This is a genomic window from Pandoraea pneumonica, assembly GCF_049918595.1.
GTDB classification, from domain to species: Bacteria; Pseudomonadota; Gammaproteobacteria; order Burkholderiales; family Burkholderiaceae; genus Pandoraea; species Pandoraea pneumonica_A.
In genome coordinates this window covers 203,668-226,018 of record NZ_JBNCRZ010000006.1, presented here as the reverse complement: position 1 = coordinate 226,018, position 22,351 = coordinate 203,668, and the positions used below count along the sequence as shown (strand labels likewise).

At 62.1% G+C, this 22,351-nt stretch carries 20 protein-coding genes; 16 read left to right on the top strand and 4 right to left on the bottom strand.

Annotated elements, in window-relative coordinates; genetic code table 11:
- The first annotated feature begins 20 nt into the window (after window positions 1-20).
- The 9 genes from ACPWR9_RS22840 (at window position 21) to ACPWR9_RS22800 (ending at window position 11,028) form a co-directional block, all read left to right on the top strand.
- Window positions 21-386 (top strand): response regulator, encoded by a 366-nt coding sequence (locus ACPWR9_RS22840; protein ID WP_058375623.1) that lies wholly within the window; start codon window positions 21-23, stop codon window positions 384-386.
- 195 nt (window positions 387-581) lie between these two features.
- Window positions 582-1,109, top strand: a complete 528-nt coding sequence (locus ACPWR9_RS22835) for a MarR family winged helix-turn-helix transcriptional regulator (RefSeq protein ID WP_426300990.1) — start codon at window positions 582-584, stop codon at window positions 1,107-1,109.
- Between the two features lie 316 nt (window positions 1,110-1,425).
- Window positions 1,426-2,682, top strand: a complete 1,257-nt coding sequence (gene mhpT, locus ACPWR9_RS22830) for a 3-(3-hydroxy-phenyl)propionate transporter MhpT (RefSeq protein ID WP_426300988.1) — start codon at window positions 1,426-1,428, stop codon at window positions 2,680-2,682.
- A gap of 152 nt (window positions 2,683-2,834) precedes the next feature.
- Complete coding sequence (locus tag ACPWR9_RS22825) at window positions 2,835-3,971, top strand: porin (RefSeq protein ID WP_426300986.1); 1,137 nt, start codon at window positions 2,835-2,837, stop codon at window positions 3,969-3,971.
- A gap of 148 nt (window positions 3,972-4,119) precedes the next feature.
- Window positions 4,120-4,950 carry a p-hydroxycinnamoyl CoA hydratase/lyase gene (locus tag ACPWR9_RS22820; protein ID WP_150681803.1) on the top strand — a complete coding sequence of 277 codons (831 nt, stop codon included), beginning with the start codon at window positions 4,120-4,122 and terminating at the stop codon, window positions 4,948-4,950.
- A 67-nt stretch (window positions 4,951-5,017) separates the two neighbouring features.
- The gene (locus ACPWR9_RS22815; protein WP_426300984.1) at window positions 5,018-6,469 is read left to right on the top strand and encodes an aldehyde dehydrogenase; all 1,452 of its coding nucleotides are present in this window, start codon (window positions 5,018-5,020) and stop codon (window positions 6,467-6,469) included.
- A gap of 71 nt (window positions 6,470-6,540) precedes the next feature.
- Window positions 6,541-8,409 carry a feruloyl-CoA synthase gene (locus ACPWR9_RS22810; protein ID WP_426300982.1) on the top strand — a complete coding sequence of 623 codons (1,869 nt, stop codon included), beginning with the start codon at window positions 6,541-6,543 and terminating at the stop codon, window positions 8,407-8,409.
- 1 nt (window position 8,410) lies between these two features.
- Complete coding sequence (locus ACPWR9_RS22805; protein WP_426300980.1) at window positions 8,411-10,132, top strand: acyl-CoA dehydrogenase family protein; 1,722 nt, start codon at window positions 8,411-8,413, stop codon at window positions 10,130-10,132.
- Complete coding sequence (locus ACPWR9_RS22800; protein ID WP_426300978.1) at window positions 10,129-11,028, top strand: amidohydrolase family protein; 900 nt, start codon at window positions 10,129-10,131, stop codon at window positions 11,026-11,028. Before ACPWR9_RS22805 ends, ACPWR9_RS22800 begins: the two co-directional genes overlap by 4 nt.
- Window positions 11,029-11,039: 11 nt before the next feature.
- Here the strand turns inward: ACPWR9_RS22800 and pcaQ are convergent, their stop codons facing one another.
- Window positions 11,040-11,987, bottom strand: a complete 948-nt coding sequence (pcaQ, locus tag ACPWR9_RS22795; protein ID WP_426300976.1) for a pca operon transcription factor PcaQ — start codon at window positions 11,985-11,987, stop codon at window positions 11,040-11,042.
- A 149-nt stretch (window positions 11,988-12,136) separates the two neighbouring features.
- On the opposite strand from pcaQ, the gene pcaH reads away from it, so the two are divergent.
- From pcaH to pcaD, 5 genes are all read left to right on the top strand, one after another.
- Window positions 12,137-12,847, top strand: a complete 711-nt coding sequence (pcaH, locus tag ACPWR9_RS22790; protein ID WP_150681809.1) for a protocatechuate 3,4-dioxygenase subunit beta — start codon at window positions 12,137-12,139, stop codon at window positions 12,845-12,847.
- A gap of 3 nt (window positions 12,848-12,850) precedes the next feature.
- Window positions 12,851-13,450 (top strand): protocatechuate 3,4-dioxygenase subunit alpha, encoded by a 600-nt coding sequence (gene pcaG / locus ACPWR9_RS22785; RefSeq protein ID WP_426300974.1) that lies wholly within the window; start codon window positions 12,851-12,853, stop codon window positions 13,448-13,450.
- 104 nt (window positions 13,451-13,554) lie between these two features.
- Window positions 13,555-14,931, top strand: coding sequence for a 3-carboxy-cis,cis-muconate cycloisomerase (locus ACPWR9_RS22780; RefSeq protein WP_426300972.1), 1,377 nt, complete (start codon window positions 13,555-13,557; stop codon window positions 14,929-14,931).
- The gene (gene pcaC, locus ACPWR9_RS22775; RefSeq protein ID WP_426300970.1) at window positions 14,928-15,353 is read left to right on the top strand and encodes a 4-carboxymuconolactone decarboxylase; all 426 of its coding nucleotides are present in this window, start codon (window positions 14,928-14,930) and stop codon (window positions 15,351-15,353) included. The genes ACPWR9_RS22780 and pcaC overlap by 4 nt, the downstream gene beginning before the upstream one ends.
- Window positions 15,354-15,366: 13 nt before the next feature.
- Window positions 15,367-16,161 (top strand): 3-oxoadipate enol-lactonase, encoded by a 795-nt coding sequence (pcaD, locus tag ACPWR9_RS22770; RefSeq protein ID WP_426300968.1) that lies wholly within the window; start codon window positions 15,367-15,369, stop codon window positions 16,159-16,161.
- Window positions 16,162-16,163: 2 nt separating this feature from the next.
- On the opposite strand, the gene ACPWR9_RS22765 is transcribed toward pcaD, so the two are convergent.
- A complete protein-coding gene (locus tag ACPWR9_RS22765; RefSeq protein ID WP_426300966.1) occupies window positions 16,164-17,105 on the bottom strand; it encodes a helix-turn-helix domain-containing protein in 942 nt (313 codons plus the stop codon).
- 253 nt (window positions 17,106-17,358) lie between these two features.
- Between ACPWR9_RS22765 and pobA the strand changes: the two genes are divergently transcribed.
- Both pobA and ACPWR9_RS22755 read left to right on the top strand, forming a co-directional pair.
- On the top strand, window positions 17,359-18,537 hold the full coding sequence (gene pobA / locus ACPWR9_RS22760) for a 4-hydroxybenzoate 3-monooxygenase (protein ID WP_426300964.1): 1,179 nt from the start codon (window positions 17,359-17,361) through the stop codon (window positions 18,535-18,537).
- Between the two features lie 221 nt (window positions 18,538-18,758).
- Window positions 18,759-20,141, top strand: a complete 1,383-nt coding sequence (locus tag ACPWR9_RS22755; RefSeq protein ID WP_426300962.1) for an MFS transporter — start codon at window positions 18,759-18,761, stop codon at window positions 20,139-20,141.
- Window positions 20,142-20,210: 69 nt separating this feature from the next.
- Here ACPWR9_RS22755 and ACPWR9_RS22750 read toward each other — a convergent pair whose 3' ends face one another.
- Window positions 20,211-21,767: a hypothetical protein gene (locus ACPWR9_RS22750; protein WP_426300960.1), complete on the bottom strand. Its 1,557-nt coding sequence runs from the start codon at window positions 21,765-21,767 to the stop codon at window positions 20,211-20,213.
- Complete coding sequence (locus tag ACPWR9_RS22745) at window positions 21,764-22,249, bottom strand: HEPN domain-containing protein (RefSeq protein WP_426331126.1); 486 nt, start codon at window positions 22,247-22,249, stop codon at window positions 21,764-21,766. Before ACPWR9_RS22745 ends, ACPWR9_RS22750 begins: the two co-directional genes overlap by 4 nt.
- Window positions 22,250-22,351 lie beyond the last annotated feature (102 nt).

Sequence of the window (22,351 nt, the reverse complement as noted above, 5' to 3'; positions counted from 1 at the left end):
CCATACACAAGGACAACACCATGTCGAAGATTCTCGTGGTCGACGATTCGAGCACCGTGCGCGACGAAGTCGCCGGTTTTCTGCGCAAAAACGGCCTTGATGTCGACACGGCCGTCGACGGCAAAGACGGTCTCGCGAAGATCAAGGCCAGCCCCGGCGTGAAGCTCGTCATCAGCGACGTGAACATGCCTAACATGGACGGCCTGACGATGGTCGAGAAGATTCGCGGCGAGCTCGCCAACAGCTCGGTCAACGTGGTGATGCTCACCACGGAGAGCAGCCCGGCGATGAAAGAGCGCGGCAAGGCCGCCGGTGTGCGTGGATGGATCGTCAAGCCGTTCAAGGGCGACGCCGTGCTCGAGACGTTCCGCAAGCTCGCCAGCTAAGGCAAAGCGGTTATCGAGCGATGCGATGGCGGTCTGGTGCCGCCTTCGCGCGCTACCGCACGCATTCCCGCACATTTCATACCGCTCATCGATGCGATGATTCGCGCGCCGGACCGTCGCCAGCGCGCAGCGTCGGCGTTACACTGCTGACTTTCCCGCATCACGCGAGACCCTGCGTATTCTCGCTATCTCACCATGAGCGTCGTTTCCCAGAAAAAGAAGCCGGCTCCGGCCGAAGTCGTCGCGCCAGTATCCGGCGACGACGCGGCGCCCGATACCAACACGGCCGATGGTCGTCCGCGCCGCTCGAAACTGCGCCTGACCTACGTCATCGCCAGCCTCGACCGCTTGCTGCGCCGCCACATGTCCGAAGCCCTCGCGCCGCTGGGGCTCACACTGGCGCAGTTCACGGCGTTGTCGGTGCTGGACGCTCGCGGCAAACTCTCCAACGCGCAACTCGCACAGCGCTCGTTCATCACGCCGCAATCGGCCAATGAGGTTGTCGGCGTCATGGCGTCGCGCGGATGGATCACCCGCGAGCCCGATCCCAATCATGGCCGCATCGTGCTGCTGCAACTGACCGACGAAGGCCGCACGGTCCTCGCGCAATGCGAGGCCGTCGCCAAAGAGATCGACGCCCGCATGCGCACGGACGTGAGCCGCGAAGATGCGGCGGCCGTGCAACGCCACCTGGAAATGTTCGTGCGCAATTTGCGCGACTGAACGCCTCGTCACCCGGACGTCTCCGGATGACTTTTCCCTGACTTCCTGTCGTTTTTGACGCAGATCGGAGCGCACCCCGCCCGGGTGCGCTCCGGGTTTGTCCCGAGCCTCTCTTGGCTTGTATTGTCAGGTAGCTTGATATTAAATGGAGGCCGCTGCGGCACTGTCGCGCCTATTGCACTTGCGTCGTTAATATCAGGTTTCCTGATTAAATGAGGGCGAGGCATCGGCACATCCCGCAGGTCATTACATCAGGCGCCGTCTGTCGCACGTCGACGGGCGGTAGCAGGAGTTCATGGAGATCACAGGAGACACTATGGAATCGAATCGGGAGGGAGGCGCGCCGTCGCTAACGCTGGGGAGTGAGCGTGCGGGCAGCACGGCGAACCCGGTGGTGCTGACGCTGGCGTTGTGCTTTGCCGTGGCGCTGCTCGAAGGGCTCGACCTGCAATCGGTCGGTGTTGCCGCACGCGGTATGGCCAAGGAGTTCGGGCTGAGCGTGGCGCAAATGGGCATCGCCTTTTCGGCGGGGACATTCGGACTGTTGCCCGGCGCAATGGTCGGCGGTCGTCTCGGCGACAGCATTGGCCGTAAGCGCGTGCTGATGCTCTCGGCGGCGATGTTCGGCGTGCTCTCGATTGCTACGGCATTCGTGTCCGATTTCTGGATGCTGGTGATCGTGCGTGTACTCACGGGTATCGGCCTTGGCGGTGCGATGCCGAACCTTATCGCGCTGTCGTCTGAAGCGGTCGCGCCGCGCTTGCGTGGCACCGCCGTGAGCATCATGTATTGCGGCATTCCGTTGGGCGGTGGCATTGCCGCGACCATCGGCATGCTCGCGGTGAGCGATGCAGACTGGCGTCATATCTTCTACGTGGGCGGTGTCGGGCCGTTGTTGTTGCTACCGCTGCTTGCTGCCTTCCTGCCGGAATCGAAAGCGTTTGCCGATGCCACGTCGCAAGGCCAACGCACGACGCCTGCGCCGGTCATGTCGGTGTTGTTCTCCGAAGGCCGTGGCATGTCGACCGTGCAACTGTGGCTGAGCTACTTCTGCACGCTCATCGTGCTGTACTTCCTGCTCAACTGGCTACCGTCGCTGATGGGCTCGCGTGGCCTCGCACGCGGCGAGATTGGCTGGGTGCAGATTCTCTTCAACGTAGGTAGTGCTGTCGGCGTGCTGTGCCTTGGCTTGCTGATGGACCGCGTGCGCATGTCACTCGTGATCGGCGGGATGTATCTCGGCATGATCGCCTCGCTGATCGGACTCGCCGCTGCGCAGGGCTTCGCCGTACTCGCAACGGCGGCTTTCTTCGCAGGCATGTTCATCATCGGCGGGCAATCGGTGCTCTATGCGCTGGCGGCGGCCTATTACCCGACGGCCATGCGCGGTACCGGCGTCGGCGCGGCCGTCGCTGTCGGGCGTATCGGCTCCGTCGTCGGGCCGCTCGCGGCAGGCATGTTGCTCGCTGTGGGCAGCAGCGCTGCCGTGGTCATCGGGGCCAGCGTGCCCGTGACCATCGTTGCGGCGCTCGCCGCCCTCACGCTCATCCGTCGTCCCCGCGCAGCCGACTGACCCGGTCGTTCACTGGTTGGCTTCGCTTATCGCGACGGATGGCGTTCGGCACGCCCCCGTCGCGTTTTTTCGTGTGCAGCCGCTGCACGCTGGCTGTGCTTGCCGACGCAGACCAAAACATCAAAACAACACCGATAACATTGGAGACTCGCATGGCCCTTTCTTCTCGCACGCTTCTTTCGCTGTCTGCCGCTGCGGCACTCGCTGCGCCCGGCTTCGCGGCCGCCCAATCGAACGTCACGTTGTACGGCATCGTCGACACCGGTATCGAATACGTCTCGCATGCGAGCGTGAATGGCGCCGTGTGGCGCATGCCGGGGGTGACCGGCGAATTGCCGTCGCGCTGGGGTTTGCGCGGCTCGGAAGATTTGGGCGGCGGTCTCGCCGCGATCTTCCAGTTGGAGAGCGGCTTTAACCTGCGTGGCGGCGATCTGGGGCAGGGCGGCCGGTTGTTCGGCCGACAGGCGTTCGTCGGCGTGAAGAGCCCGTACGGCACGCTCTCGGTCGGACGTCAGTACACGATGACGTACTACGCGCTGCTCGGCTCCGACGTGCTCGGCCCGGATATTTATGGCATGGGCTCGTTCGATGCTTACATTCCGAACGCGCGCACCGATAACTCGATTACTTACCAAGTCGGCTGGCAAGGGCTGACCTTCGGCGTGGGCTACTCGTTCGGGCGCGACAGCGGCGGCACGGGCAATTCGCCGGGGCAAGGCACTTGCGCGGGGCAAGTGCCGGGGCAGTCGATGCAATGCCGCGACTGGTCGGTCATGCTGAAGTACGACGCGAGCAACTTCGGGGTGGCGGCATCGTATGAAGAACAACGCGGTGGTACCAATGCGGCGGCCAATTTCTTCGACGGACTTGCGACGACCGCACTCACCAGCAGCAGCGACATCGATGCGCGCGCGACGGCAGGGGCCTACTACAAATACGGGGCGTTCAAGGTCGGCGGTGGCTGGCTGGGACGTCGTGTGTCGACAGCTTCGGTCAACACGCACTCGAACCTGTTCTATCTCGGCGCGGCGTACAACGTCACGCCTGCATGGCTCGTCGACGGGCAGGTGTATCGCATCATCAACAGCGACCACGACACGCGCGGCACGATGACCACGCTGCGCGCCACGTACTCGCTCTCGGTGCGCACGGCGGTCTACGCGCAAGCGGCGTATCTGTTCAACAGCGCCAAGGCAGCCTATTCGGTCAGCGGCGGCGGTGGCGGCACTACGCCCCCGGCAGGCGTGGGCCAGACCGGCGTCATGATGGGCATGCGCCACACGTTCTGATCACCGCGAGTTTCGAGATCAGGGTTTCCCCTGAAAACAACGGGCTTGCAATGTAAGGTTGCCTGATATTAAATGTGTCCATAGGCAGCACCGCGCGCCACTCCCGGCGCGCGGCGAGAGACCGCCGGACACTTGGGATTTACGCAAAATGAATGCATACGAAGGACGCTGGAAAACGATCGACGTGAAGGTGGAAGGCGGCATTGGCTGGGTCACCTTCAATCGTCCGGAGAAGCGCAACGCGATGAGCCCGACGCTCAACAGCGAAATGATTCAAGTGCTCGATGCGCTCGAACTCGACGCTGATGCTCGCGTAGTGGTGCTGACCGGCGCTGGCGCTGCGTGGACGGCGGGCATGGACTTGAAGGAGTACTTCCGCGAGATCGACGGTGGTCCGGAGATCGTGCAGGAGCGCATTCGCCGCGACGCGTCCGACTGGCAATGGCGCCGTCTGCGCATGTACGCCAAGCCGACCATCGCGATGGTCAATGGCTGGTGCTTCGGCGGTGGCTTCTCGCCGCTCGTGGCCTGCGATCTGGCCATTGCTGCCGACGACGCCGTGTTCGGTCTGTCGGAAATCAACTGGGGCATTCCGCCGGGCAATCTGGTGAGCAAGGCCATGGCCGATACCGTGGGGCATCGCCGCGCGCTGCACTACATCATGACCGGCGACACGTTCAACGGCGCACAAGCCGCCGAGATGGGACTGGTGAACGAAAGCGTGCCGCTGGCTCAACTGCGCGAGGCGACCATTGCGCTCGCAGGCAAGCTGCTCGAGAAGAACCCGGTGGTGCTGCGCGCCGCCAAGCACGGCTTCAAGCGCTCGCGTGAACTGACGTGGGAGCAGTGCGAAGACTACCTGTACGCCAAGCTCGATCAGGCGCAACTGCGCGATCCGGAGCATGGCCGCGAGCAGGGCCTGAAACAGTTCCTCGACGACAAGTCGATCAAGCCGGGTCTGCAAGCTTACAAGCGCTGAGCACCGGGCTGCGGCGAGCAACACAACAAGCAAGACGACGAGTGCAAGCGCGAGAGGAGACAAAGCAATGCATGAAGTACAGATGCTGATCGGCGGCCAGTGGCGCGGCGCGCAGAACGGCGCCACGTTCGAGCGGATCGACCCCGTCACTGGCGAGGTCGCCTCGCGTGCCCCTGCTGCGACATTGGCCGATGCCGACGCCGCCGTCGATGCCGCACAAGCCGCATTCCCCGCGTGGGCAGCACTCTCGCCGGGCGCACGCCGTGCGCGGTTGCTGGCAGCGGCAGAGCGCATGGATGCGCGTGCGGCCGAGTTCATCGCTATCGGCGCCGCAGAGACGGGCGCCATGGCGAACTGGTACGGCTTCAATGTGATGCTCGCAGCGAACATGCTGCGCGAAGCTGCGGCGATGACCACGCAGATCGACGGGAGCGTGATTCCTAGCGACGTGCCCGGAAGTCTTGCGCTGGCAGTCCGCTCTCCGGTTGGCGTGGTGCTTGGCATCGCCCCGTGGAACGCACCGGTGATTCTCGCGACGCGTGCGCTTGCCATGCCGCTCGCTTGCGGCAACACGGTGGTGCTCAAAGCCTCGGAGCAATGCCCGGGCGTCCATGCGCTGATCGGTGCATGTCTGCATGAAGCGGGGCTCGGCGACGGCGTGGTCAACATCGTGACCAATGCGCCTGCGGACGCGGGCGACATCGTTGCGCGGCTGATTGCGCACCCCGCCGTGCGCCGTGTGAACTTCACCGGTTCGACGCACGTGGGCCGCATCATCGCGCGCGTCGCTGCGGAGCATCTCAAGCCTGCATTGTTGGAGTTGGGCGGCAAAGCGCCTGTGCTGGTGCTCGACGATGCCGATCTCGATGCCGCCGTCGACGGTATCGCCTTCGGTGCGTTCTTCAATCAAGGGCAAATCTGCATGTCGACGGAGCGCGTGATTGTCGACGCCCGCATCGCCGACGCCTTTGTCGAGAAACTCACGGCCAAAGCGGCGAAGCTTCACGCCGGTTCGCCGACATCACCCGATAGCGTGCTCGGCGCAATGGTGAGCGCGCAAGCGGCCTCGCGCGTGGCGGCGCTTGTCGAAGACGCGCGCGAGCATGGCGCACGTTTGCCGCTGGGCTGCCGCGTCCAAGGCGCGATCATGCAGGCCGCGATTGTCGATGGCATCACGCCCGCGATGCGTTTGTACCGCGAAGAATCGTTCGGCCCCGTGGTGACGATTCAACGCGTCGATGGTGACGACGAAGCCGTGCGCGTAGCGAACGACAGCGAATTCGGTTTGTCGGCAGCGATCTTCAGCCGCGATGTCTCGCGCGCGTTGCAGTTGGCTAAACGTATCGAGTCAGGCATCTGCCACATCAATGGTCCGACCGTGCATGACGAAGCGCAGATGCCGTTCGGCGGCGTGAAATCGAGCGGTTACGGACGCTTCGGCAGCAAGGCGTCGATTGGTGAATTCACGGAACTGCGCTGGATCACCGTGCAGACGACGCCCCGGCATTACCCCATCTGAAGGCAAACGGTGCCCGTCGCGATAGACGCCTGAGAGCGTCGCGCGGCAGGCCGGACGCAGGAGACAGTGTTTTGAACCAAGGCAACATCCCGGCTGGCGCCGCAGCGCACCGCTATCGTCACGTCGCTATCGGCAACCCCGGTGTGGCGTTTCGACGCGAGGGCGAGTTCTGGTATTTGCGCTCGCGTGAAACCCTCGGCGATTTTCCCGAGCGGCTGACCGATCGTCTCGTGAGCGGTGCAGCACAGCACCCGGAGCGTTGGCTCATTGCCCGCCGCGGTGCCGACGGTGAATGGATCGGTATTAGCTACGCCGAGATGCTGGCGCGCGCACGCTCCATCGGTCAGGCGTTGCTCGATCGTGGGTTGTCGCAATCGCGTCCTATCGCCATTCTCTCGGGCAACGATCTGGAGCACTTCCAACTGGCCCTCGGCGCGATGTTCGCCGGGGTGCCGTTCGCGCCGATTTCGCCTGCGTATTCGATCGTGTCGACCGATTACGGGAAATTGCGCCACACGCTCGGCTTGCTGCAACCAGGGCTGGTCTATGCCGCGGATAGCAAGCTCTATGGCCGTGCGATGGATGCTGTCCTTGGCGACGATGTGATCCGTGTCACCGCCGATGGCGCGAATGGCACGCTGGCGTTCGATGCGTTGCTCGACACCGCGCCACGCGATATCGACGCAGCGCATGCAAAGGTCGATGGACAAACCATCGCCAAGATTCTTTTCACCTCCGGTTCGACGCGTCAGCCGAAGGCTGTGCCGACCACGCAACGCATGCTGTGCAGCAACCAGCAGATGTTGCTGCAAACGTTCCCGACATTCGGCGAAGCACCGCCCGTGCTGATCGATTGGCTGCCGTGGAATCACACGTACGGCGGCAGCCACAACGTGGGCATTGCGTTGTACAACGGCGGCACGCTGTATATCGACGACGGCAAACCCGTGGCAGGCAAGTTCGAAGAGACGCTGCGCAATCTTCGCGAGATTTCGCCGACGGTCTATTTCAACGTGCCGAAGGGCTGGGAAGACCTGGCGATCGCGCTGGAGAAAGATGCTGAACTGCGCGAGCGTTTCTTTGCCAAGGTGAATCTGTACTTCTTCGGCGGCGCTGGATTGTCACAGGCGGCGTGGGATCGGTTGGAGCGCGTGACCGAGACGCACTGCGGCGAGCGCATTCGCATCATGTCGGGTCTCGGGATGACCGAAACGTCGCCGAGTTGCATGTTCACCACCGGCCCGATCATGCGCGCGGGTTACATCGGATTGCCCGCGCCCGGCTGTGAAGTGAAGCTCGCGCCCGTGGGCGGCAAGCTCGAAGTACGCTTTCGCGGGCCGAATGTGATGGGCGGCTACTGGCGTCACGAGGCGAGCGATCCTGTCTTTGACGAGGAAGGTTATTACTGCACCGGCGATGCCGCGACCTTCGTGGATATCGCGCAGCCGGAGATCGGTCTGCAATTCGATGGCCGCATTACCGAAGACTTTAAGTTGAGTTCAGGCACGTTCGTGAGCGTCGGGCCGCTGCGGGCACGCGTCATTTCAGAAGGCGCACCGTACGTGCAAGACGCGGTGGTGACGGGCATCAATCGCGACGACATTGGGTTGTTGGTGTTTCCGCGTGTGGACGATTGCCGCAGGCTCAGCGGGCTGGCGTCCGATGCACCTCTCGCCGACGTGCTGGCGTGCGCACCGGTGCGTGAGTTCTTCGCGGGCCTATTGCAGAAGCTGAACGTGCAAGCGGGCGGTAGCGCGACGTACGTGGCGCGACTGTTGCTGCTCGATATTCCGCCGTCGCTCGATCGTGGCGAAGTTACCGACAAAGGATCGATCAATCAACGTGCGGTGCAGGATCACCGCGCGGCCAGCGTCGATGTATTGCATGCCGCACAACCGGGTGACGATACGCGCGCCATTCTGGCCCCGGCGAGACGCTGAGATGACTTATCCGGAAGTGCGCAGTGCGCCGGACGATATCGCGTTCGTACTGGAGCGTTTGGGTGTGGGCGATGCGCTGATGCGTCTCGCGCCATTCCGTGAGTTCGACACCGCAACACTGATGCAGGTGGTGGAGGAGGCGGCGCGCTTTTCTCGCGAGGTACTCGCACCGCTCAATGCCGTTGGCGATCGGGAGGGTTGTCATTGGCAAAACGGTGAAGTGCGCACGCCCACGGGGTTTGCCGATGCTTATCGCCAATACCGAGACGCGGGCTGGCCGTCGCTGCCCTGCGACCCCGCGGTGGGCGGCCAAGGCTTACCCATCGTCGCGCAAGTGGCATTGCAGGAACTGAGCGCTGGCGCGAATCTCGCATGGACCATGTACCCGGGCATCTTGCACGGCGCTTACGAATGCGTGCATCGCTTCGGCAGCGCCGCGTTGCAAGATGCATGGCTCACGCCGCTGGTGAGCGGCGAATGGCTCGCGACGATGTGTCTGACGGAACCGGGCGCGGGCAGCGATTTGGGCCAGATTCGCACGCGCGCCGAGTGGGTCGACGAGCAGACAGTGCGTGTGACTGGCGAGAAGATTTTCATCTCCGGCGGCGAGCAGGATCTCACGCCGAACATCGTGCATTTGGTGCTGGCTCGAACCGCCGATGCTCCGGCGGGCAGCGCGGGGTTGTCGCTCTTTCTCGTGCCGAAGTGGTTGCTTGATGGCGAACGAAACGCTGTTCATTGCACCGGTATCGAACACAAGATGGGCATTCGCGGCAGTGCCACGTGCTCGATGGCTTTCGAACGCGCTACCGGCTATCTCGTTGGACGACCGCATGGCGGCCTCGAAGCGATGTTCGCGATGATGAATTCGGCGCGGCTGCATGTCGGGGCTTCAGGCTTGGGGCTAGCACAGCACGCCTATGAGATGGCAGCACAGCACGCCGGTGAACGCGTTCAGTCGCGCGTGCCCGGTGCTCCGGCGGGAACACCCATTGCAGGACACCCGGCCGTCTGGCGCTTGCTTGAGGGGCAACGCGTCGCTGTCGAGGGCGCGCGTCTGCTGCTGTATCGGGCCGCACTTGCCATCGATGAGGCGAATCACGCGGACACAGACGACGCCCGGCGACAGGCCAATGCGCTGGCCGCGCTACTCACCCCGATCGTCAAGGCAATGCTCACGGAGCAAGCCTTCGAGGGGGCGAGTGCGGCGCTGCAAGTGTTCGGCGGCTATGGGTATGTGGAAGAGACGGGCATCTCGCAGGTCATGCGCGACGCGCGTATTCCGATGATCTACGAAGGCACGAACGAGATTCAGGCCATCGATCTGTTCATGCGTAAGGTTGTTCGCGATAACGGGGCAGCGCTCGGGCAATGGCTTGACTGGGTAAGTGCGCAATTGAGCGCGGCGCATACCATCGACACGCTTCACGGATTTCGTGATGCCTTCGTCTGTGTCGGCGAATGGCGCGCTTTGCAATCGCAAGCCATCGCATTGGCGCAAACGTCGCCTCGCGCCGCGTTGTGTGTCGCGGGCGAAGTCATGCGTGTAATTCATGGGCTGTCGATGGCGGGGCTTTGGGCGCAGGCGGCGCTCGCCGACACCGATGATGCGTTCGGCAAACGCCGCGCTGCACGTTACTGGCTCAAATTCGAACTGCCGGAAACGCGCCGTGCGATGCACATCGTCGCCGCGCAAATTGCCGAACCGGAGACCGTCGAATGAATCTCGATAAAGTCGTCGCCATCGACACACACGTTCACGCGGAAGTCTCGTGCTGTCAGCCACCGGACCTGTTCGGCAAAGCGTTTGACGATGCCGCCGACAAATACTTCGGCACTGTGCTCAAGCAGAATCGCCGTCCGACGATCCCCGAGACCATCGCTCATTACCGCGAGCGCAACATCGGCTTTGTGATGTTCACGGTCGATTGCGAGGCGAACATCGGCCGTCGGCGAATACCGAATGAAGAGATCGCGGGCTTCGCGCAGGAGAACGCCGACATCATGATCGCGTTCGGGAGCATCGATCCGCACAAGGGCCGCATGGGCGTGCGTGAGGCGCGTCGGCTGGTCGAGGAATTCGGCGTACGCGGGTTCAAGTTCCACCCGACGATGCAGGGCTTCTTCGCCAACGACCGTATGGCGTACCCGATGTACGAGCTGATCGCCGAGTACAAGCTGACGGCGGTATTTCACAGCGGACATTCGGGCATTGGCTCGGGCATGCCGGGCGGTGGCGGCCTGCGGCTCAAGTTTTCCGAGCCGATTCATCTGGACGACGTGGCGACCGACTTCCCCGAGATGAACATCGTGATCGCGCACCCGTCGTGGCCGTGGCAGTCGCAGGCGCTCTCCATCGCGCTGCATAAGCCGAACGTTTATATCGACTTGTCGGGCTGGTCGCCGAAGTACTTCTCGCCGGAGCTGATGCAGTACGCGAATTCGCTGCTGCGCGAAAAGATGCTGTTCGGCTCCGACTTTCCGTTGATTACGCCTGACCGTTGGTTACGCGACTTCGAAACAGTGGGATTCCGCGACGAAGTCAAACCGCTGGTGCTCAAGGAAAACGCGGCCCGGATGCTCGGGCTTGCCACATCGCAAAGCACCGTCACGGCCTGATGCCCCTGAAATCAACGAAGCCCCGGCACGCCGTAGCGCACGCGCGCGGCGTCACGCATGGCGCTGATGAGCGTTTGCTCGGGCGGCGTGGGCATGGTGTCGTTGCGCCAGAGAATGCCGATGGATTCCTCGGTGCCTTTGGTCGCGAAAGGCAGGGCGCACAGCGCGCCGTCGGCGAGATCGTCCTGCACGGTGATCTCGGAGGCGATCCAAACCACATCGTCGCGCAGCGTCATGGCGCGTGCGAGGGACATCGAGAGCAATTCGGAATAGTCGTCGAGCGCGCCCACACCATGCGCTCGCAAGAAACTGTCGGCGGTGTGGCGCAGGATCGTGCCGTGGGGCGGGAGCACGACGTGGTAACGCGCAATATCGGCCATCGACACGGTGCGCTGCTTCACCAGTGGATGTTCAGGGCGGACCACAACACAGAGCGGCGTGGCGTACAGATGCTCGAACGTGAGCCCCGTCATGCCTTCCGGCCCGGACAAACGGCCGAGGGCGAGCGCGACGTCGCCCGACTTCAACTGCGCGAGCAACTGCTGATTCGCGCCCGTATGCACCTGCACCACGATGCCGGGCCACTCTCGCCGGAAAGCTTCGAGCACGGCGGGCATCATCGCGGCGGCCAGCGTGGGCAAGACGGCGATCTCGATGACGCCCCCCGTCTGGCCGACGGCGCGCGAGAGCACGTCGATACCCTGACGCAACGCACTCACGCTCGCGCCCGCATGGCGCAGGAACAATTCCGCCTGTGCGGTCGGGCGCGCGCCGTTGCGGCCCCGGTCGAACAGGCGCACGCCGAGCAGGCCTTCGAGCTCGGCGATGGTCTTGCTCACCGCTGGCTGGGTGATGGACAGCGCCTCGGCCGCCCGTTGCAGGCTGCCGTGCTGCGCGACCGCCAGCAGGCATTGCAAGTGGCGCAGCTTGATACGCCCGTCGAGTAGATGTCTTTCCATGCCGGAAAGTTATGAAAAGCCTAAGAAAATGTCAATAAATATATCCGTTGATTATGGATATAGTGTTGGCAACGAACCATAGAAACTGGCAGCAAGGGCGTGTGAACCAGCCTTAAGCCAGACCCGTCAACACAAAATGGAGTGAGACCATGTCGAAGTCGACAACCGTCCTGCGCCCGCGCGATTGGGATTCGCATCCCAAGCTCATCGACAGCGGATATAAGTCCACCGCGCTGCGGGGCCCCAAGGAACTGCTCGTTCCCGTCAAACAGAATCTGGCAGACCTGCGCTCGCCGGTCTACGGCAACGGCATCATCGGCGCGCTCGACAGCGATCTGACGCGTAATGCCGTGCGCAATGGCGAGCCGCTCGGCGAGCGCATCATCGTCACGGGACGCGTGCTCGACGAAGGCGGCCGTCCGGTGCCCAATACCCTCGTCGAACTGTGGCAGGCGAACGCCTGTGGCCGTTATGTGCACAAGGTCGATCAGCACGACGCACCGCTCGATCCGAACTTCCTTGGTGCGGGCCGCGCCATGACGGATGCGCAAGGCCGTTACAAGTTTCTGACGATCAAGCCGGGTGCCTACCCGTGGAAGAACCACCACAACGCGTGGCGTCCGCAGCATTTGCACTTCTCGGTGTTCGGCCAGTACTTCGCCACCCGTCTCGTCACGCAGATGTACTTCCCGGGCGACCCGCTGCTCGCTTACGACCCGATTTTCGAGGCAACGCCGGCGCATGCCCGCGATCGCCTGATTGCGCGCTTCTCGATGGACATCACCGAGCCCGACTACGCGCTGGGATACGAATTCGACATCGTGCTGCGCGGTGCCGACCAAACGCCGATGGAGTCCTGAGCCATGTCCAACTACAAGCAAACGCCCTCGCAGACCGTCGGCCCGTACTTCGCTTATGGCCTCTCGCCCGAGCAGTACCTGTACGACTTCAAGAGCGCTTTCACGCCTGTGGCTGCCACCGACCGCGCGAAGGGCGAAGCGATTCGCCTGATCGGTCAGGTGATCGACGGCGCGGGTAACCCGATCAACGACGCGCTCATCGAAATCGTGCAAGCCGACGCCGACGGGCGTTATGTGCAGACGGCCGAGGATATCGAGCGCACTGGCTTTGCCGGTGCGGCGCGATGCGGTACGGGCACCGACGCCGAGAACCGCTTCGTGATCGAGACGATCAAGCCCGGTTCGACGGGCCCCGGCGAAGCGCCGCGCATCGACGTGGTTCTCACGATGCGGGGCTTGCTCAATCATCTGTTTACGCGTATCTATTTCGACGATGAGGCAACTGCCAACGCGGCAGACCCCGTACTGCAACAGGTGCCGTCCGAGCGACGCCACACGCTGGTCGCGCGCCGTGAGGTGATTGGCGGGCGTGTGACGTACCGGTTCGATATCCGGATGCAGGCGCACGGGGGCCAAGCGGAGACGGTCTTCCTCGACCTCTGACGTCGGCTGAAATTGGCGCGGCTTCGGGCTGCCGGCACTAAGGTGCTGGCGGCCCGTCGCCGTATCTGCATTTTTGCAATGCAACAACCACCATCGACTCTCCGATGACGGAACTGCTTGACTCCTTGCTGCGCGGCGCTGCCGTGTCGGCGCGCTTCTCGCGCGACGCCACGTTGCAGGGCATGCTCGACTTCGAAGTGGCGCTCGCGCGCGCCGAAGCCGATACCGGCCTGATCCCGGCGTCAGCCGTGGCACCGATTGCGACTGCCGCGCGTGCGGCCGATCTCGATTGGCCCGCCATGCGCGACGCCGCCGCTTGCGCGGGCAATCTCGCTATCCCTCTGGTCAAGCAACTGACGGCGCGCGTGAAAGCGCTCGATCCCGAAGCCGCACGTTTCGTGCACTGGGGCGCGACCAGTCAGGACGCGATCGACACTGGCCTCGTGCTGCAAGTGCGTGGCGCACTGGATGACCTTGGCGGCGACCTCGACGGCCTGATCGCGCAGTTCGCCGATCAGGTACGTGCACATCGCGCGACGGTCATGATCGGGCGCACGTGGCTGCAACACGCATTACCCATCACCTTCGGTTTGAAACTGGCAGGCACGCTCGACGCGCTGCTGCGCGCACGCGCCGACTTACTCGCGCTGCGCGAGCAGGTGCTGTGTGTGCAGTTCGGCGGTGCCGCAGGCACGTTGGCCTCGTTAGGCACGCAGGGGCCTGCGGTCGGTGCGGCGCTGGCGAAGCATCTGGGCTTGGCGGATGCCGCAACACCGTGGCACGGCCAGCGCGACCGCATCGTACGCGTCGGTAGCTGGGCCGCGTCGCTCACCGGCTTGCTGGGCAAGTTCGCCCGCGATACGGCGATGCTCACGCAAACGGAAGTGGGCGAGATTGGCGAAGCCTCCGGCCCGGGCCGAGGCGGCTCGTCGACGATGCCGCACAAACGCAACCCGGTCGGCTGCGCTGCCATCCTGGCTGCGGCCGCACGCACGCCGCAACTCGCGGCGACGTTGTTCGGCGCGATGCAGCAGGACCATGAGCGCGGGCTGGGCACGTGGCACGCCGAGTGGGAAACGCTGCCCGAACTGCTCATGCTGTGCGGCGGTGCGTTGGCGACGTCGCGTGCGCTGATCGACGGCTGGACGGTCGATGCGGCGCGCATGCGTGCCAATGTCGATATCACGCATGGTCTGATCATGGCTGAAGCCGTCACGATGGCGTTGGGCGAATCGATGGGGCGGCTCGAAGCGCATCGCCGCGTCGAAGCGCGTTGCCGCGACGCCGTCGCGCAACAGCGTGACCTGCTCGATGTTCTGCGCGAAGACGATGAGATCACGCGCGTGCTCTCCGATGACGCCCTCGTGCGGCTCACGGACCCTCAACATTATCTGGGCGCTGCCGAGACGTTTGTGAGCCGCGTATTGGCGCTCGCGGACGCGGCGGCCCCCGACTCCTCTCAAGACGGGAAACCCCAATGAACGATCAAGAACGCTACGACAACGGCATGCAGGTGCGCCGTGCTGTGCTGGGCGATGCGCACGTCGACCGCACGCTCACGCGCCGCAATGAATTCAACGACGAGTTTCAGAACTTCATTACGCGCTTCGCATGGGGCGATATCTGGACGCGCCCGGGACTCACGCGCCACATGCGCAGCATGATTACGCTCTCGTTGCTCATCGCGCTGAATCGCGGCGACGAGTTCCGCATGCATGTGCGCGCAGCATTTAACAACGGCGTGACGCGCGACGAGATGAAAGAGCTGTTCATGCACGCGGCGCTGTACTGCGGATTGCCCGCCGCGAATCAAGCCATTCACGATGCCGAGAAGGTGTTCGCGGAAATGGAAGCGGCCGAGCCCGGTTCGACCACGCGCACGCGTGACGACGCACAAGGCTGAGGAGACGATTCGAATGACCGTAGAACGTCTGATCGACGTAGGCGATGCCACGTTGCGCGTGGCCATCGATGGTGCCGACCATGCACCGGCACTCGTGCTGTCCAACTCGCTGGGCACCACGCTCGAGATGTGGGCGCCGCAAGTGAGCGCGCTCTCGCGCGACTTCCGCGTGATTCGCTACGACACGCGCGGTCATGGCGGGTCGTCGGTGACCCCGGGGCCATACAACCTCGCCCAATTGGGGCGAGACGTAGTGGCGCTGCTCGATGCGTTGGGTATCGCTCGCGCGAGCCTTGCCGGTGTATCGATGGGCGGTATGACGGGTATGTGGCTCGGTATTCACGCACCCGAGCGTTTGGATCGTCTGGCGATCGTCTGCTCGTCGGCGCACATCGGCGGTGAAGACGGTTGGAATACTCGCATCCGCGCAGTGCAGGCCGATGGCATGGGCGCTGTGACGGATGCAGTCGTATCGCGCTGGTTCACGCCGTCGTATCCGCAACGCGAACCCGCCACGGTCGATGGCATGAAGGCGATGTTCCGGTCGCTCTCGCCGGAAGGCTACGCCGCCGCATGCGGCGCTGTGCGCGATATGAATCAGTTGGACGAGATCGCCGCGATCAAGGCGCCGACGCTGGTGATTACCGGTTCGGAAGATATGGCGACGCCGCCTGCAATGTCGACGGCCATCGTCGAGCGCATTGCCGGGGCGCAGCAGGTGATCGTGCCGGGGGCGCATTTGTCGAACATCGAATGCGCTTCGGCCGTGACCACGGCGTTGTCGTCGTTCCTGCGCGGCGAAGCGTGACCCTACAGCGCTTGCGGCACCTCGTCGCCTAAATGCTCGTGCTGGGCCGAGCGCCGAAACGCTGACGGCGTGACGCCCACATGCCGCTTGAAGACCCGGCAGAAGTACGCCGGGTCCTGAAAGCCGAGTTCGTACGCGACGTGCGATACCGGCGCGGGGATGTAGATGAGTTTGCGGCGGGCTTCGAGCATGAGGCGATCCTGCACCAGATCGAACGCCGACTTGCCCGCGATACGTCGGCATAGCCGGTTGAGCTTGCTTTCCGTCACGTGAAGCTTTTCCGCATACGCGGGCACACTCCATGCCTCGGTGTAGTGCGTTTCCACCAGCGCGCGAAAGCGTGCGAATAGATCGAGTTCTGTGCGTCCGGCGCGCGACGCAGAATCGTGATGAGCGCGCAATCGCGTGAGTAGCAGCAGCACGCTGCGCGTGAGCCATCCGACCATCTCCGCATGCCCGAGTTGCGGGCGCGAAAACTCGTCCATGATCAGGCCCAGCAGGGTATAGAGGCGGTCGCGCGTTTGCGGGGCGTCGCCCAGCGCGAAGAGCCACGGTTTGCGCAGCAGCGATTCGATATCGGCATCCACGCCGAACGCGGCATCGAACGGCACGCTCTGCGCCATCGTCAACACAAAGCCATGCGCACCGCGGCTGAAGCGGAAGTTGTGCACTGCTGAGGGATGCACCGTGATGACAGCGGGGCCTTCCACTTCCCACGTCTCGTCGTCGACGTTGGCTTCTACGGTGCCTTCGAAGATCGCGAGTACTTGAAACAGTCCCAAATGGCGGTGCGTATCGATATGCCAGTCGTACAAACGGCTGCGCGTCTCGATCCATTCGATATGGACGAAGTCGCCACTGTCGGTCTCATGCAATTCGCCGTAGAGCGAGAACTCCGGAATGGCCTCGCGCGCCGCGCGCAGCCGGGATGACGAGCCTGACATACTGGTTTTCCCTTGGGCGAAGTTGTCGGAAAAGTACAAGAAACTCGTCGATTCATCCATTCAATGCGACGCGCGCGGTCCATAAGATATGACGCATTCGCCCCTCGTGACAAGGTATCTGCGCGTGTTTCGACATGCTCGTTTACACGCAGTCCGAAGTTGGTGCAATGCGTGAAGTGCAGCCAAGAAATACAACGCTCGCGCATGCCGTTTGTGTCCGCAGAGGGCGACGCAAATTTCAGGAGACAACCTTATGCGTACCCATTACCCCGTCGTGATCGTCGGCGCTGGCCCTGCCGGGCTGCTGCTTTCCCATTTGCTGCACTTGCAGGGCATCAAATCGATCGTGCTCGAATCGCGCTCGCGTGAGGCGGTCGAATCGACCATTCGCGCCGGTGTGCTGGAGCAGGGCACGATGGATATTCTCAACGAGACGGGCGTGGGCGAGCGCATGCGCCGTGAAGGGGCGGTGCACCACGGTATCGAACTGGCGTTTGGTGGCGCGCGTCATCGCATCGCGCTCACCGAATTGACCGGACGTGCCATCACGGTCTACGCGCAGCACGAGGTCATCAAGGATCTGATCGCCGCACGCGAGGCCGTACAGGGCGAGATTCTGTTCGACGTGTCCGACGTCTCGGTGCACGACGTCGATAGCGCGCAACCCAGCGTGCAATTCGTCGTGGGCGGTCAGAAGCATCGTCTGACCTGCGACTTCATCGCGGGGTGCGACGGCTTCCATGGCGTATGCCGCGCGGCAATTCCGTCCGACGTGCGCGAGGAGTACCAGCGCGTGTACCCGTTCGGCTGGTTCGGCGTGCTGGTCGAAGCCCCGCCATCGTCCGACGAGCTGATCTATGCCGCCCACGAACGCGGCTTCGCGCTCATCAGCACGCGCTCGCCGATGGTGCAGCGCATGTATTTCCAGTGCGATCCCGCGGAGCGCGCGGAAACTTGGAGCGACGAGCGCATCTGGCACGAACTGCACACACGCACGGAGAGCGACGACGGTTGGCGCCTGAAGGAAGGGCGCATCTTCCAGAAGAACGTCGTCGCGATGCGCAGCTTCGTCGCGACGCCCATGCAGCACGGGCGGCTCTTCCTCGCGGGGGACGCGGCGCATATCGTGCCGCCCACGGGCGCCAAGGGGATGAATCTGGCCGTGGCGGACGTGTGGCGTCTGGCGCGCGCGCTCGACGACTTCTACCACCGCGATACCGAAGACGCGCTCAAGGGCTATTCAGAGGCGGCGCTCAAGCGCATTTGGCGTGCGGAACACTTCTCGTACTGGATGACGCGCATGCTGCACCGTCTGGACGACGCCTCGCCGTTCGAGCAGCAAATGCAGCGGGCCGAGCTGGAGTACGTGGTGAGCTCGCGTGCGGCGTCGCTGACGCTGGCGGAAAACTATGTCGGGCTGCCGCTGGCCTGACGGCTGGCCGTGCTATAAGGTTCGCACCCCGGCCCACGCTGCCGGGGGCATAACCGCCCGTTATGGATGGTCTGACGAAAGATCATTTCGAGCGGTGGAGGAAAGACGTACAGTAGCGTCAAAATCGGGACAAACGTGCGGGGCACCCGCCGTCTACGCAAGACGCAGCCCGATTCAGAACGACGACATACGGAGCGCCAAAGCTCCGAGGAGACAGCTTCATGACCCAGACGCGCACGGTGGATGTGCCCGCCTATATCAACGCACAACGGTTTTCCGGCTACCAGTGGCTGGTGCTGATTCTGTGTTTCTTCATCGTCGCCATCGACGGATTCGACACAGCAGCTATCGGCTACATTGCGCCCGCACTCGTGCAGGAGTGGGGCATCGATAAGGGCTCGCTCGGCCCAGTACTCTCGGCGGCGCTGTTCGGTCTGGCAGGCGGTGCGATCTTCGCAGGCCCGCTCGCCGATCGTCTCGGACGCAAAACGCTGCTCGTGCTCTCGGTGGTGTTCTTCGGCGTGGCCAGTCTCGCGACGGCCTTTGCGCAGGATCTGACCACGCTCACCGTACTTCGCTTCCTGACGGGGCTCGGCCTTGGCGCAGCGATGCCCAATGCCGTGACGCTGATCTCGGAGTTCGCACCTGAAGCGCGGCGTGCGGTGATCGTCAACACGATGTTCTGCGGATTCCCGTTGGGCGCATCGGTCGGCGGCTTCGTCGCCTCGTGGCTGATTCCGACGTTCGGCTGGCATAGCGTGCTGGTGCTGGGCGGCGTGTTGCCGCTGCTGCTTTCAGTGTTGCTGATTTTCTTGTTGCCCGAGTCGGTGAAGTATCTCGTCGTGCATCAAAAACCGGTGGAACGCGTGCGTCGCATTCTGTCGCGCATTTCGGGCGAGTCGCTGGACGATGTGGCGACATTCACCGTCATCGAGGCTGCACCGAAGCGCGCCGCGTCGCCCATCGGCGTGGTGCTCTCGAAGCAATACGGGTTTGGTTCGGTGATGTTGTGGGTGACCTACTTCATGGGGCTGGTGATCTTCTACCTGCTCACAAGCTGGATGCCGATCTTGTTCAAGGATGCGGGCTTCACGGTGCAGCGTGCCGCGTTGATTACCGCGCTGTTCCCGCTGGGTGGCGGTGTCGGCACGATTCTGTCGGGCTGGCTGATGGACAAGTTCAACGCACAGAAGGTGGTGGCTTTCGGCTACGCGCTGACGGCGGTGCTGGTCTATGCCGTAGGGCAGGCGATGGGCGATATCGGCATGCTGGTGACGCTGATCTTCCTCGCAGGCACGGCAATGAACGGTGCGCAATCGTCGATGCCGTCGCTCGCCGCGATGTTCTATCCGACGCATGGCCGGGCGACGGGCGTGGCGTGGATGCTTGGGATTGGCCGCTTTGGCGGTATTGCGGGGGCACTGCTGGGCGCGGAACTGATGCGCCGCCATCTGGGCTTCTCGGCGACGTTCTCGCTGCTGGCGATTCCGGCGGTGATTGCAACCATCGCGTTGCTGGCCAAGAACGCTTGGGAGCGCGCACGTGGCGATCAGGTGTCGCCGCAAGACGCCGCCGACGCGCGCAAGTCTGCCGCGATGCACTGACCATCGATTGACCGTAGTTGTTGTGTTGACGCGGCGCCTTGTGCGCCGCGTTTTTTATGGTCGACGGAGTTAAGGCGTGTCGGCGAAGAAATCATCATCGACCTTGGGGAGAGCCCGCAATTCGGATGCCTTAAATTGAAGCTCTTTCGGGATCATTTCTTTAACGTTTGGACGTCTGCGAAATCCGGTGAAAAGTGAGTAATCTAAGATGTAGGCTTCAAATCTTTCCCCAGCCTTTCTCGGAGTGATCGACTGATGGATTAAGTGAACCATGCGGAGATCGCTTAGCACTTGAACTACTATGCGTTCCGATGAAACATCACTTCTTACGAGAAATGCATTTATCTTGTTTACATCTAGACACAGCTTTTCCAGGCTGGTCAGAGCCGTCCGAAGAGTTCCTGCTTCATTTCTGGCGTCTCGTTGAAGATCGTCCATCTTCTGCTGCCCAAATTCACCAATTGCCACATTGACATCGGATAGCGTGATCGTCGCATGACGGTTTCGGTTGGCATGCTCCAAAGATCGGCCAAACATCTGGAGAAAATCTCTGGGAACGCCGGCATTTGCCCACGCCAATCTCCGAAAAGCCTTCTCTGGGATAACGGAATTTGTCAGGCTATAACCAACAGCCCTCAAGAATCCTTCCAAGATGGCCCTGAGGTGTGTTTCGGCAGCCTCTGGATTTTCCAGTGTTAGATCAAGTGATATATATTGCGCATCGCCCGGGACTTGTAGGCCTTTGTGTGTCGATGGCGAGTAAACATTGAGTAGCGAGCTGAGACCAGCAACCTTGATCCACCCGTTTGCGCCTTTTAACGCGGCATTGAGTGTGTGTAATAGCGAAGGTTGAGAGTCGTGCCTGATTAAGTGAAAATCGTCAAGGAATACAAAGGCGTTACAAGATAAGTTCTTTGTAAGGGATGTAAGTGCTCGCTTGATGATAACGGGCGCTCGTTCTACTGAGACTTTTCCTGAGCTAATGTCCTCGGAGGCTTTGAGTAGTGGTGCCGTGTCGACGCTGGCCGCAGACCTTGTGGCGACTTCTTGCGCAGAAGCGGCCAACGTCGTGCACACGTCGTACATTACCTCTCGAATTAATTCTTCACCTTCGAGAGTTGAGTACGTCTGCATGTCGAGGACAGCGACGACCGACGCAGTTTGGGCGAGTAACTCTGTTGCTCGACGGATCAACGTAGACTTTCCAACTCCTCGACGCCCTCTAACGATATGTGAGGCCGGTTGCGCGAGTTGATGATCCTCTCTCTTTTGGAATGGCACATATGGCACCGTATATCCTTGAGTAGAGGCCCCCTGTGAGACTTCTCGTGTCGATCTTGTCAGGAGGGTGAGAAGTGCGCTGGCCTCAATAGACGCAGGGAAGCTTTTTGATTTTACTGGCGCAAGCGCCATTGCCCCCCGGAAGGGATTGTCTTCATGAAGACTGTTCTGACTTTCATATAGGGCGTACTCATACAGCGGTGCCTCTTTGCCAACGGAAAACTTGAGGAACTCGCGATTTCCAATTATCGCTCTGATAGATGGGACGCCTGTCACACCGATTTCGCGTTCAAACGCGTCGATGGCTTCACGGGCACTCGTATCTATAGTTGTCTGAGAAGTCATAGCGTCATACCACATTTTTTGTTCAGATAATCTTTGGCCGCGACTAAGAATGCTTCTGCGTCGGCTATTGCCTCGCTTGGCCTCATCGTATTTTCGGAGGTTGTGGAGCCCCAATTGTCGTAATCAGCGCGCAGACGATGCTCATACAATTTGCCGACTCTGCTCGCCCAAGACCCCACATCAGGAAAGTCGCGAGGCAAATCCGATGAGGCTTTGCTATGGTCGTCACCCTTTAGGCTCACATTGCCTTGGACCATATAACGAACGCTCTTTGACGCGTTGTAGGCCGCATAATAGGCACGGGAAAAGCACGCTCTCGAGCATCCGGATTTTCTTATCTTTTTTGCTTCATCGAGATGCTCCTCTGCCAAACGAAACCAAGAGGCTCCTACATGCTTCGCGTATTTCGATAATCCGGGCGTCGGCCATCCAAGTGTGCTTAGTTTTCGCTCCAACTCAAGGAAATTGGACGACAGTTTCATGAATTCCAACTCATGTACTGGTAGTTTATTCGTTGCCATGGATCGTCGCGAAATAATGCGATGTGTAATCGATGGCAGATTCTACATTCTTATGTTTTGTAA